Here is a 13,394-nt window from a genome sequence, read left to right on the forward strand (position 1 = left end):
ATAAAAAAAAACCCCTTTAAAAAAGGAGTTTTTTCACAACATTCGGAAAATATGAGTTAACCTTCAATATTGATGACAACATCCTTCCCTCTCTTTTTAAGCAAAACCGGAATGAGCAGCCATAATGCCGTTATGATCAGGAATGTCAGGGAAAGCGGCCTGGTAAAAAACAAACTGTAATCCCCATCGGATATCGTCAGGGCCCTGCGCATATTATTTTCTATCATCGGTCCTAAAACCAGCCCTAATACCAATGGGGCGATTGGATAATCATTTTTACTTAAGAAATATCCCAAGACCCCGCACCCTAATAATAGCAATAAATCATAAGTCGATACTTGTACCGCATAAACGCCAAAAATGGAAATCGCGATAATGAGCGGAATCAAATATTTCTTTGGCGTTTCAATGATTTTCGCAAAAACCTTAACGAGCGGGAGATTAAGGATCAGCAGCATCAGATTCCCGATGAACATACTGGCGATAAGCCCCCAAGCTACCTGAGGATGGTCCTCGAATAATAATGGACCTGGCTGAACATTGTACATCATGAGCGCACCCATTAAAATCGCCGTTGTACCGGAACCCGGAATTCCCAGCGTCAATAATGGAATCATCGCTCCGCCAGATGCCGCATTATTGGCCGTTTCAGGTCCAGCCACCCCAGCGATCGCGCCTGTACCAAATCTCCAGGGTTTTTTTGAAATCCTTTTTTCCATAAGATATGAGAAGAACGAAGCAAGAGTAGCCCCTGCACCCGGCAAGATTCCTACAAAGAAACCTAAGAGCGACCCCCTCGCAATCGGACCGGCGGATTCCTTGAATTCTTCTTTGGAAGGAAACAAATTTTTGATCTTAGCAATGTCCCCATCATCCTCTTCTTTTTCCAAGATTGTCTTGAATACTTCTCCAAGTGCGAATAGACCCACTGCGATCGTCAGGAACTCGACCCCTTGATAAAGCCAAGGAATGCCGAATGTAAAACGGGCGATCCCGGATACATTATCGATGCCTATCGTCCCGATCAGCAAACCGCAAACCGTCATGATCAGTGCCTTGGTTACGGATTTTCCCGCGAGGCCGCTGACGGCCGCCAACCCTAGAAGCATGAGCGAAAAATACTCCGCCGGACCGAATTTGATGGCAATCGTCGATAATGGCTGTGCCAAGGCAATCATGGCGATAAGGGTGACTATCCCTCCGACGAAGGAGCCGATTGCCGAAATGGATAAAGCACTCCCGGCCCTTCCCTTTTTCGCCATTTGGTAACCATCCAATGTGGTGACGACAGAAGAGGATTCGCCAGGTGTATTCAATAGGATTGAAGTTGTCGACCCTCCATACATCGCTCCATAATAAACACCTGCAAGTAAAATGATGGCGCTTGTTGCCGCTTGCTCTGGTGGAAGTCCCCCTGTAATCGAAGCGGTTACCGGAATCAAAAGAGCCACTCCGCTCATCGGCCCGATCCCCGGCAAAACGCCGACAGCCGTACCGATCAATACTCCGACAAATGCAAAAAGGATGTTATACCAAGTTAGTGCCGTTTCAAAACCATGCAATAAATAATCAAAAGTGCCCAATTCACATCCCCCTTCCTTTTATGAAAACCAGATTGGCCAACCCGGCAGTGTTCCCTTTAAAACATTCACGAATAAATAATAGATGATTCCAGAAAATCCTGCGGAAATGATGAGCGATGTCATCCACTTATTCCGTTCCATCGTTTGAAAGCAAACAAACAAAAAGAGAAAGGTCGTAATGACATATCCTATCGTTTCCAATGTCAAAATATAAATCAGGGTGGAGACCAGAATGATGATAAAGGGTTTATATTCCAGCTTTCCCTTACCCGATTCCTGCACCTTGCCCCGAAATGCCTCATAGAACAGGCGAATACTTAAAACAGCGAGAACGAGCCCCAATACAAAAGGGAAAATGTCCGGTCCTACCGAACTTCCATAAGAAGAACTGGCCAGTTTCCTGCTTCCTATCATGAACAGCACCCCGACAGCCAGAAAGGCTACAGATGCAAAGCGATCAAATTTCACGTCCATCCTAATCCCTCCATTTCAGAAAACAAGAAGAAGGTGAAAGCACCTCCTTCTCCCCGATTATTTTTCCATGCCTAAAGCTTCTAATAATTGCTGCACCTGTTTTTCTTGTTCTTCTAAAAACTTGCTGAATTCTTCACTATTTTTATATTCCTGTTCCCATCCTTGAACTTCCACTTCCTTCTTCCATTCAGAAGTTTCAACTAGCTTTGCAATGGTTCCGTCCCAAAAGGTTTTCGCTTCACCAGACATATTCTGAGGTCCAAAAACCCCTCTCCAAATCGTGAATTCAGCATCAACACCCTGTTCCTTTGCCGTCGGTATGTCTTTAAGATCGCCACCCAAACGTTCAGTCGACGTTACGGCCAGCACTCTAATCTTCCCTGCTTTTAAAAATTCCCTGACACTGGATGCATCCGTTCCAATCACATCCGCATTACCGCCAAGCAAGGCCGTAATCGCTTCCCCGCCACCGTCATACGAAACGTATTTAAGTTCTGTTGGATTCAAGCCATATTCATAGGCTGGAAGAATGGAAATCAAATGATCCATGGATCCAGGAGCCGATCCCCCTGCAAACGTCAGCTTACGCGGATCTTTCTTCACCGCTTCCAGCACTGATTTCAAATCCTTGAATTCGGAATCCGCCTTTACCACTATCGCCCCATAATCCTTTGTCAGCTGCGCCAAAGGGGTCGTATTTTTATACCCATATGGACTGTTGCCTTCTTTTTTAAGGTTATTGATGATGATAGGCGGTGAATTCACGAACAGCATGTCATTATTATCCGCTTGCTGTGTTGCATAATCCGCCATGAATACAGCGCCCCCGCCACCGGGTTTGTTTTCGACGGTCAATGGCTGGTTCACCAGTTTGGTCTCACTCAAGACCTTTGTAAATGAACGGGCGGTTAAATCCCATCCCCCGCCTGCGCCCGATGGAGCAACGACCGTTATGGATTTTTTCGGATAGCCTGTACTTTCTTTCTTTTCTCCTGATGTATCCGAACTGCTGCATGCACCTAAACTTAAAGCTAACGAACCTGCCAAAATGACCGCTGAAATCTTTTTACGAGAAAACATAATAATCCTCCTTTTGAAAGCGTTTTCTTGATTCTACAAAAATATCTTCCTTTTTTTTGATTATTAACCTAAGATGCATAAATTCCATAACCTCTATATTGTTCATAAAGTTTTATCGGGAGACATGGGAAAAAGGCCCGCCCATTAAGAGCAGCCCTGCTAGAATAGTATTTTTGATAGATAGACGACCATCGTTACCGTTATACTGCTGAATAAAGTCGACATCAAGACTGCTTGTGCCGCATACTCCGGATGGTTGTCATATTCCAAAGCGAATAATGCGCTGTTTCTCGATGTTGGAAATGAACTTGCGATAAATAATCCCTGAGCGACAGTTCCTTCCAAGTCCAGCAGGAGGATGATAAGGAATGCGATGGATGGCGAGAGTATTAACCGGCCAATCAAGCTAAGGATAAGCGGAAGCGGGAATTGCGTAATTTTCAAATAGGCACTCTGTGCACCCAACGTGATCAAGGCAATGGCTATGAAAGCACTCGCGATATTTTCAATCGGGGTCCATAAGAACAGCGGAATGTCGAAAGAAGCGGAATGTAATAGAAAACCGAGTAATAAAGCATAAATGACGGGGTTCTTCAAGAACTCGCGAATGGCGCCCTTCGCACTTTTTGTATGGACGGAAACGGAATTCATCAATCCATAGGTATAGGTCAACAGGTTTTGAAAAATAATCACGATGACTTGGATCGACAGGCCAAGAGGATTCCCATTAAAAACCATCTGGCTTACGGGTAACCCGAAATTGGCTGAGTTATTCAGGACTACACTATTTTTAAACGTGGCAGAAAGACTTTGATCAAACCTGGCAAGTTTGGCAATCACTGTACTCACGATGATGAGGCTTACTGCTTGAAGGGCGAGGAAGCTGAATATCTGGACGATCATCCCCCCGCCCATTTTACTTTGATAGATATTGACAAAGCTAATGGCCGGCATAAGCAGGAAGTGATTCAATTTAGACAGCGTATTCATATCCAACTTGAATTTACGATGCAGGATGGCCCCAGCCCCTATTAGGAAAAAGACGGGCACAATGACATTCAGTACGATCAGAAACAGGACACTCACATGACTTCCTCTCCATTCCTTAGGCAAATTCATGATGATTTACATCTCCCATCTATCATAATCCCGGGATAACCATAGTTAAAATACCAATAAATTATCGTTATCCATTCATAAAAGGAATGACAAAAAAAGCACAGAGATATCTGCGCTTCCAGTTAAATATCACTCATGAAATCGACGTCTTTGACAAATTCGACAAACGCCTTGACCAGTTTTAATTCCAGTGACTTTTCATGATATAGCATCCACGTATTCCTGATAAGGGGATTACCCTGCTTATCCCTAAGGTCCATCTGACTTAGACTTTGGTCCTTCTCCAATAAAACACTGGGAAGGATGCCATATCCCAGGCCATTCCTGACCATTTCTTTGCATGTATCACCTTTGTCCACTTCCATCCCAACCAAAGGCGGTCCTGAAAAATTATCTCTCCACCAATTATCGATCATTGTTTTTAATAGGGCGTCCGTCCCATAATCGATCCTCGGCAAGAAAGGCAGGTCCCGGACTTCGATTTCTTCCTTGGAAGCAATGCAAATCGTTTCCTCAAAAAGATGGTGCCTTGACCCTGCCCATTGATAGTCCCCCCGAACGATCCCTACATGCACTTCTTCCTTGTAAATGAGGTTCAGCACTTCTTTACTCCAACCAGTCGTCACATGGAAATCCACTTTAGGATATCGCTCACGAAACAATCTCAACAGGCCAGGCAATTTATGCAGCGTGATATAATTGGAAACACCCAGCCGTAATGTCCCACTGATCTCCTGGCCCATATTGAACGCTGTCTCTTTTATCTGCCGGAGCCTGATCAGCATTTCATCTGCACAGTTGGCCAAATATTCCCCTTGAGGGGTGAACTGCACTCCCCTTGTTCCCCGCTCCACAATCTTTAGATTGAATTCCTTCTCTATTTGCTGAATTCGTTTCGTTAAAGAAGGTTGCGATATATATAAACTTTGCGCCGTTTTAGTAATATTCTTATGCTCATGCAACACCTTTAAAATATGCCAATCCCTTTCATTCATAACCCTTCCCCCGATACCGCTTTTTCCATGAATGTCCTATCGAAACTGTATCATCTAAGGCTTGTTGGATATATCCAAGCCATGCCGGCAGGGACTTTCCCAAAGCGCATTCTCCAGCTCGCCTTAGGAGCGGCATCTTTCACGCTCAGTCATTCAATTGTATTCTTTCAGGGCATGTATAGATATTCAGTGAATCATTACGAATGAACCCGACCGTGGTGATTCCCAATCCTTCAGCCAACTCCAAAGCCAATTCGGTTGGAGCGGATTTCGAGAGGATCAGTTCACAGCCGATTTTCGCCACCTTCAAGAGAATTTCCGATGAAATCCGGCCGCTGAACACGATAGCTTTCCCTTCTATCGAAATACCATTTTTCAAGCAATGGCCGTATATTTTGTCCAAGGCATTATGCCGGCCGATGTCCATCCTGCTTAATACGAGGCCATCGACATCACATAAAGCGGCATTGTGGACCCCTCCTGTGTTCTGGAAGGTGACAGCGGAATTTTGTAAATCCTTCATCAAGCGGAAGCAGTCATCGGGAGTCAGTTTCACCGAAACATTATCCATTTTCTTGGCCGTCAAAGCATCATTCACAAAGACGAACCCTTGTCTGCTCATTCCGCAGCATGATGTAATATACCGCTTATTTTGAAAGTCCTGGAAGTAGGGATTCACTTTATCTGTCTTCACATGAACAAAGCCTTCTTTTTCCTGGACCCAGATTTCTTTTATCTCATCATATTTTTTGATGATGCCTTCCGAAGCCAAATAGCCAATCACCATATCCTCGATGTATTCAGGTGTACAAACCATCGTGACGAATTCCTGGCCATTTATTTTGACAGTGACGGGATACTCCGTTACGATCGTATCTTCCGTCCGCCCGATGTTGCCTTTGGTTATCCGGATGATGTCCCTCTTGCTTTCAATCGCTTTCATGCTCCCACTCCTTTTACTATCCAGGAGCCAATTGACCAATATGTAAGGAACGTGGTCAATGCCCGTTGAGTTTGTCCGCTATATCCTTATCAAATACGAATACGGAAATCGCTATGTTCTCCTTGATTTTGATATCTGAAAACAAATGGACCAGTTTAGCTCCAACCAGTTCTTCCATTCCAACAGGAGGACTCTCCGAATACACATCCTGAACCATTTTGGTACGTGCAGAATGGACCATGTCCCTTCCTTCCTCCGATCTTGATATGAACATTTCCGTAGGAGTCAAATTCCCATATAACGTGGAAACGGCCATATTCTCCACGAAAACCGTGTGTATGCGTTCTGGTCCTTTACCGAATAGTTCCTTGCGCAGCTTACGAATCATATCATTGAATTCATGGATAACCTTTGACACCGTTACGTCACTCCAATTCAAGAAAATTAAGTTCTCAATTTTCTAATCATAAATCAACGCGAAGAAAAACGAAAGGAATTTGGGAATGATAGCCTCTTTCCAGGATTGTTTCTTGATAAAATTAAAGGTATACTATCAAAGAGGAAAGTTGGGAGCATAATAGTGTACTGTTGTGTCCTATCTTTTTTAAAAATCATCCTTTATGGTATGGATTGGTATATTGGCAAGCTTTGCTATTAAACTATTCCACCATGACCTACATTTCCGTTCAGAGCCGGAGGTGTGATCATGGTGGTTTTTTTTCGTGTTTTTGGCTATAAAAGGGGGAAATATAATGAGCGATTCAAACATCACCATCAAAATCAATGGGAAGGATTATACCGCTAATGAAGGAGCGACAATTCTGGAGGTCATCAACCAAAATGAGATAGCTCATCCACAGATTTGTTACGTTCCTGAAGTGGATCCGATCCAAACATGCGACACATGCATCGTCGAAGTTAATGGGGAACTCGTCCGATCATGTTCGACAAAAGCAGCGGGTGGCATGGATATAGCCTTGGATTCAAACAAGGCAAAAGAGGCCCAAACCGAAGCCATGGACCGGATCCTGGAAAACCATTCTTTATACTGTACTGTATGTGATAATAATAACGGAAATTGCAAACTGCATAACACAGCGGAATTAATGGAAATCGAACACCAAAAATATCCTTACACACCGAAAGTGGAATTGGGTGCAGTCGATATGTCCCATCCATTTTACCGCTATGATGCCAATCAATGCATCGCATGCGGCCAATGTGTCGAAGTCTGCCAAAACCTTCAGGTCAACGAGACGCTGTCCATCGACTGGGAAGCGGAACGCCCCCGGGTAATCTGGGATGAAGGAACGGAAATCAATAACTCATCTTGTGTAGGCTGCGGACAGTGTGTAACCATTTGTCCATGTAATGCATTAATGGAAAAATCAATGCTGGGTGAGGCTGGCTTCATGTCAGGTTTGAAAAACGATATGCTTGAACCAATGATTGACCTTGTCAAAGAAGTGGAACCTGGATACAGCGGGATTTTTGCCATTTCAGAGATTGAAGCGGCAATGCGTGATACACGGACGAAGAAGACAAAAACGGTCTGTACGTTCTGTGGGGTAGGATGCACATTCGAAGTCTGGACAAAAGGCCGTAAAATCCTTAAAGTCCAACCTACCCATGAAGCACCCGTCAATGCGATATCCACATGTGTCAAAGGGAAATTCGGCTGGGACTTCGTAAACTCGGAAAAACGTTTAACCAAGCCCCTGATTCGGAAAAATGGGAGATTCGTTGAATCAAGCTGGGATGAAGCACTTGATTTGGTTGCATCCAGACTTGGTTCGATCAAACAGCAATACGGCGGAAATTCAGTAGGCTTCATTTCCTCATCAAAGATCACGAATGAAGAAAACTATGTGATTCAAAAACTGGCACGTCAAATGTTCGAAACGAATAACGTCGATAATTGCTCGCGTTACTGTCAATCCCCGGCAACAGACGGACTGTTCCGTACGGTCGGCATGGGCGGAGATGCTGGTACGATTAAAGATATCGCCGCAGCAGGTCTTGTCATCATCGTTGGCGCTAACCCTGCAGAAGGCCATCCCGTATTGGCGACACGCGTAAAACGGGCACACAAGCTTCACGGACAAAAACTGATCGTAGCTGACATCCGCAAAAACGAAATGGCCGAACGCTCCGACATCCATATCAGTCCAAAACAAGGAACAGACCAGGTTTGGTTGATGGCGGTTACAAAGTATATGATCGATCAAGGCTGGCATGATCAAGAATTCATCAATGAAAATGTTAACTTCTTCGACGATTATCAGGAAGTACTTGAAAAATACACCCTGGAATATGCCGAAACACACACAGGCATTTCAAGGGAAACATTGATCCAAATAGCTGAGACCATTCGCGATGCAGACGGAACTTGCATCCTCTGGGGAATGGGCGTTACACAAAACACCGGTGCTTCCGATACTTCAGCGGCAATTTCCAACTTGCTATTGGCTACGGGTAACTACCGTCGTCCAGGAGCGGGAGCTTATCCGCTTCGCGGCCATAACAATGTACAGGGCGCTTGCGATATGGGTACCCTGCCAACATGGCTTCCAGGATATCAGCATGTTACCGATGACGTGGCACGTGCTAAATTCGAAAAAGCTTATGGAGTGAAAATCGATGGCAAACCAGGCTTGAACAATATTGAAATGCTTAAAGCGATAGAAAAAGGCGACATGAAGGCCATGTATCTCGTCGGAGAAGATATGGCACTTGTCGATGCGGATGCAAACCATGTTGATAAAGTGTTATCCGGATTGGATTTCTTTGTTGTCCAGGATATTTTCCTTTCAAGGACAGCCCAATATGCCGACGTGGTATTGCCAGGGGCCCCATCTCTTGAAAAAGACGGAACGTTCACCAATACGGAGCGCCGTGTACAGCGTTTATATAAAGCCCTTCCCACCATGGGGGATTCTAAAGCGGACTGGGAAATCACTCAAGAGATCGCCAACCGCTTAGGTGCAAATTGGAACTACACTCACCCTAGTGAAATCTATGAAGAAATGGCAAGCCTGTCACCGATATTCAGCCAAGCGAATTACGAGGTGCTGGAAGGGTGGAACAGCTTCCTCTGGGGGAGTCATGATGGATCAAACACACCGCTTCTTTATGTGGATGGCTTCAACTTCCCTGATAAGAAAGCGCGCTTTGCACTGGCTGACTGGGTGGAACCTCATAAATTCCCGGAAGAATATGACCTTCATATCAATAATGGACGCATGCTGGAGCACTTCCATGAAGGCAATATGACGAACAAATCCAATGGAATCCAATCGAAAGTACCTGATATTTTCGTTGAGGTATCACCGGAACTTGCCAAAGAACGTAAAGTCGGCGATGGCGGACTCGTTCGCTTAGTGTCTCCATTCGGGGCCGTTAAATTAAAAGCCCTGATTACAGACCGTGTAAAAAATAATGAGCTATTTTTACCGATGAACTCAGTTGATAAAGACTCTGCCATCAACTTCCTGACTGGTCCCATCTATGATCAACGCACAAGCACGCCTGCTTACAAACAGACGATGGTCCGCATGGAAGTATTAAGCGCAAGCGGAGACATCCCATTACCGGGTACCAATCCACGGAACAAAAAACGTCATCCTCAAAATGGTGTCGAGGTTGAACGTAAGTGGGCCCGTCCAGGGTATGTTCACTTAACGGATAAATAAACAGGGAGGGTGAAGATCATGGCAGCTCCTATTACGGAAATCCATAATCCCATTACTGAGGAAGAAATTAAGCTACAAAAACTCGAAGAACTGAAAACACTGATTACCGATAATGAAGAGGCATTGAACAATATGTTTAAAATCGTCAATGAACTGAATGACTCGGGAGTATTCGAAGCCGCAACCTCCATGCTTCAAGGAAAAGAACAAATCGCGAAAATCGCTCTTCAACAAATCACAAGGCAACCTGTCACAAACCTGATCAATACCCTAATGGGGGCAACAGGAGCCTTGATGAACGCCGATGCCGCACAATCCACGAAACTGCTAAACAGCGCACTTGCAGGAATCGATGAAGGAAACAAATTCCTTCAGGCCGATAAGAAGATCGGAGTTTTGGATTTAATGAAAACACTGAATGATCCAGACATAAACCGGGCGATCGGCTTTGGCGTCCACTTCCTAAAGGGAATGGGCAAGGAATTAAAAGAATAGAATCGGAAAAAAGACTCAAGAGAAGCTTCTTTTGAGTCTTTTTTTATCATGTTTGACGATATTGATGCAAAATTAATCTGGGGGATTTCCAAAATGTTGACTTACGTAGGGCCAAATCACTCATCAAAATAGAGGCTGTACACCCTCCCCTTATTCGCACCACTGCTTGTCAGATTCAATGATTGCAAGATCCTCGTTGCACTGGATGAAGAGGAAATGTTTAAAAAATCCCTCAACTGCCGGTTCGTTATGGTCGAGCCTAATAGATAAAAATAATCTCGTAAAGCCGGCATATGTGCTTTTTTACTGGATAGTTGGCATTGAGGGCAAATCCATGTGCCATGCCTTCTACATAACTGATTCCCCTTGCACTTCTCACATATCACTCCTTTTATTAGGTCCTCTTCGGTGAGGTTGTATCGTTCCAGAATGGAAAAGTCCGCATCGATGTGGTGTTTATTCATTACGCGAACGGCTTTTTTCAAATCTTTTTCACTAAAAATGGAGTCTGTTATGGAGTCTTCCATTTGACTAATTTTAAAAGGAAGTGCATCGCGATGGATAACTTTATAGTGGAGTTTATGGTTACCAGGAGCTGTACGGATGATTGTTTGGGGATTACTGATGACAATTAAAGAAAGGATGGGAAGTGAGGGAAAACCATTTTTCAAGAACCAATTGGTTAACTGTGATTCCTGGCGGTTGACTTGTATGATGGGATCTGGAAATGCCGTCTCTTTTCCTTCTATCGTTCGAATGAGCTGGTTGAAATGCGGATCAAAATAGATTGCCCCTGCAATGTTCTTCACTTCAATAATAAGCGCATATTTCTTGGAGATCAATAAGGTATCCAGTTGAAAAAATCGTGATTGATCCTGCAGCCTTAAATCGTGGAAGATGAAATAGCTTTTCGGTTCAAGAAAGCTTAATGGAAAATCAATGGAACATTCCCCTTTATGGCCCGCTTCCCTTTTTTTGAGATCGTTCATGATTAAGGGGAGTTTGGGGTGATTCGGAGGAAGCCTGTACGCTAATGCACGTAATTTGCGGATGGCAAGAGGAACTTTTCGCTTTTTTACAATCAATTTAATCGCTCCAATCTTGGTTTCTCCCAAATGATTCTACAGTAGAAGGGAATATCCCTTTAAATGATGACGATTGTACAATTTATCTGCGAATTTGGGAATATATCTTCGAAAATGGAAATATATCTGCGAAAACTCCTGATTTATCTGCGAATTATGCGATTTATCGATTTTTCGACAAAAACAACTACCTAATCCTTATAGGGGTACCGCCAACATTCCGCTTTTATCTGACGGTACCCCAAATGCCAGTCAGTGTTTTCTACGAACAGCTGATTAAGGACAAAGCGTGCTATTCAACGCAGGGAGGGCCTGCCGTACTGTCATGACAAAAGCTTAATAATAATTTTCCTTCTTCATACCGGCGCAATGTATCTTTAGCCTAGAATATCAGTAAGTGCACTTTGTACGTTTGGAAATTGAAAGGAGTAATTGTGGTAAAGTGCTTTTTGAGGGAGTACCCGCTGCCCTTTTAATACCAACTGACTCATTTCACCAAGTACTAATTTTACTACAACCCCAGGAACATGAAGCCAATATGGGCGGTGAAGGACGTCTGCAATGGACTGTCCGTATGATGACATGCGTATTGGATGAGGCGAGGTCACATTCAACGGTCCATCTACTTCAGAATTAATTATGGCGAAGTAAACCATCTCAACCGCATCTTGAATGTGCACCCAGGAAATCCATTGCATCCCACTGCCGATTGTCCCCCCAATACCTAATTTATACGGTAGCACTATTCGTGGAAAGGCACCCTCTTGACCCAGAATGATGCCGAAACGCGCGAAGACCGTTCGAACGCCTAATTCTTTCGCCATTGCCCCTTCTTTCTCCCAGCTCTTTACAACACTGGCCAAAAAATCGTTTGCATCACTTTCGGAGGACTCATTAAACGTTTTGAAGTCTGACATCCCGTAGTAACTTACACCTGAAGCGTTAACAAGAACTTTTGGCCTTGGATGAAGATGTCTCAAAATTCGAATGACCTCTTTTGTGGCTGTAAGACGGCTATTCAAAATAGCCTCCTTTTTACTTTGGATCCACCGTCCGCTATTTATTGATTCCCCGGCTAAATTGACCATCGCATCGACATCCTTAAGTTCGTTTTCAGGTTGATGATCTGCAGAAAGCCAATCAACATAATGAACGAATTCACTTGTACTTTTATGATCAGGAAGACGCGTTAATATGGTTACTCGATGGCCTTTTTGAGTCAACAGGTGAGTCAAGGCTTGACCTACAAACCCGCTTCCTCCCGTTATAACAACATGCAATTTCCTCACCGCCTTCTTCAACTGCTTTCTTATAAGTTAGTGAATAAAATAACGGCCTAAAAGATTGCCAACAAGAAAAATCGGGATCATGAGCAGGCTGACCGGGAGACTTGCAATAAGTAAATGCCCGTCTATCAGACCGTGTTCGAACAAACTGTCATAGGCAATAAGACAGTAAGGGATGAGAAGGAATAGCGCCGTTATGATGCCAGGTGTGTAGCCTTTGAAAAAGATGGACTGAACAATATGCATGATCGCTTGCAGAATAAATAAATTGAGAATAGCTGTATATAAAAGAAAGCCCCCTCCGTTTAATGTGAGATGGGCAGTCACCACTGTAGTGAATGAAATAATCAACAAAATCCATGTAGCCGAAACAGAAAGCTGGGCAGCGGTCGAACCTAGTTTTTCCCTCATATTTAATATTAGTTGGACGAAAGAAGATTTTTGAAACCTATTTTTACTTGCCTTCATGGAAGATTCAATGGTTATGATCTCTTCTAAGTCATGGAAAACAAAAATGATTGGGCACAACCAAATAATTGTATGAAGATCGAAAAATTGGCGGAAAGTTTCAAGCATCTTTTGCCTCCTGCTTGTTGTAGTTTTGTTCATTGAATGGGACAAACTTTAAAAATATGCAAAAAG

Annotated in this window: 12 protein-coding genes; 2 read left to right on the forward strand and 10 right to left on the reverse strand. The window is 43.8% G+C overall.

Going from position 1 to position 13,394, the window contains the following annotated elements; translation table 11 throughout:
* Positions 1–56: 56 nt before the first annotated feature.
* The 7 genes from N0M92_RS13595 to N0M92_RS13625 all read right to left on the reverse strand — a co-directional run bounded on the left by N0M92_RS13595 (position 57) and on the right by N0M92_RS13625 (position 6,612).
* Entirely contained in the window at positions 57–1,583 is a 1,527-nt protein-coding gene (locus N0M92_RS13595) for a tripartite tricarboxylate transporter permease (protein ID WP_260286268.1), read from the reverse strand.
* 18 nt (positions 1,584–1,601) lie between these two features.
* Positions 1,602–2,057, reverse strand: a complete 456-nt coding sequence (locus N0M92_RS13600; RefSeq protein WP_260286269.1) for a tripartite tricarboxylate transporter TctB family protein — start codon at positions 2,055–2,057, stop codon at positions 1,602–1,604.
* Between the two features lie 57 nt (positions 2,058–2,114).
* A complete protein-coding gene (locus tag N0M92_RS13605; protein WP_260286270.1) occupies positions 2,115–3,137 on the reverse strand; it encodes a Bug family tripartite tricarboxylate transporter substrate binding protein in 1,023 nt (340 codons plus the stop codon).
* A gap of 159 nt (positions 3,138–3,296) precedes the next feature.
* Positions 3,297–4,223, reverse strand: a complete 927-nt coding sequence (locus N0M92_RS13610) for an AEC family transporter (protein ID WP_260286369.1) — start codon at positions 4,221–4,223, stop codon at positions 3,297–3,299.
* A gap of 155 nt (positions 4,224–4,378) precedes the next feature.
* Positions 4,379–5,251: a LysR family transcriptional regulator gene (locus tag N0M92_RS13615; protein WP_260286271.1), complete on the reverse strand. Its 873-nt coding sequence runs from the start codon at positions 5,249–5,251 to the stop codon at positions 4,379–4,381.
* A 145-nt stretch (positions 5,252–5,396) separates the two neighbouring features.
* Positions 5,397–6,194, reverse strand: a complete 798-nt coding sequence (gene fdhD, locus N0M92_RS13620; protein WP_260286273.1) for a formate dehydrogenase accessory sulfurtransferase FdhD — start codon at positions 6,192–6,194, stop codon at positions 5,397–5,399.
* 55 nt (positions 6,195–6,249) lie between these two features.
* Complete coding sequence (locus N0M92_RS13625; protein WP_260286274.1) at positions 6,250–6,612, reverse strand: DUF2294 domain-containing protein; 363 nt, start codon at positions 6,610–6,612, stop codon at positions 6,250–6,252.
* A gap of 334 nt (positions 6,613–6,946) precedes the next feature.
* On the opposite strand from N0M92_RS13625, the gene fdhF reads away from it, so the two are divergent.
* Together fdhF and N0M92_RS13635 are read left to right on the forward strand one after the other, a co-directional pair.
* Positions 6,947–9,886, forward strand: a complete 2,940-nt coding sequence (gene fdhF / locus N0M92_RS13630) for a formate dehydrogenase subunit alpha (RefSeq protein ID WP_260286275.1) — start codon at positions 6,947–6,949, stop codon at positions 9,884–9,886.
* Between the two features lie 18 nt (positions 9,887–9,904).
* Positions 9,905–10,381, forward strand: coding sequence for a DUF1641 domain-containing protein (locus tag N0M92_RS13635; RefSeq protein WP_192207054.1), 477 nt, complete (start codon positions 9,905–9,907; stop codon positions 10,379–10,381).
* A gap of 116 nt (positions 10,382–10,497) precedes the next feature.
* Here the strand turns inward: N0M92_RS13635 and N0M92_RS13640 are convergent, their stop codons facing one another.
* The 3 genes from N0M92_RS13640 to N0M92_RS13650 form a co-directional block, all read right to left on the reverse strand.
* A complete protein-coding gene (locus N0M92_RS13640) occupies positions 10,498–11,466 on the reverse strand; it encodes a nuclease-related domain-containing protein (RefSeq protein ID WP_260286276.1) in 969 nt (322 codons plus the stop codon).
* Between the two features lie 377 nt (positions 11,467–11,843).
* Positions 11,844–12,746 carry a TIGR01777 family oxidoreductase gene (locus N0M92_RS13645; protein WP_260286277.1) on the reverse strand — a complete coding sequence of 301 codons (903 nt, stop codon included), beginning with the start codon at positions 12,744–12,746 and terminating at the stop codon, positions 11,844–11,846.
* A gap of 36 nt (positions 12,747–12,782) precedes the next feature.
* Positions 12,783–13,328: an HXXEE domain-containing protein gene (locus N0M92_RS13650; RefSeq protein ID WP_260286278.1), complete on the reverse strand. Its 546-nt coding sequence runs from the start codon at positions 13,326–13,328 to the stop codon at positions 12,783–12,785.
* Positions 13,329–13,394: the final 66 nt, after the last annotated feature.

The organism is Peribacillus aracenensis (assembly GCF_025175645.1).
Taxonomy (GTDB): domain Bacteria; phylum Bacillota; class Bacilli; order Bacillales; family DSM-1321; genus Peribacillus; species Peribacillus aracenensis.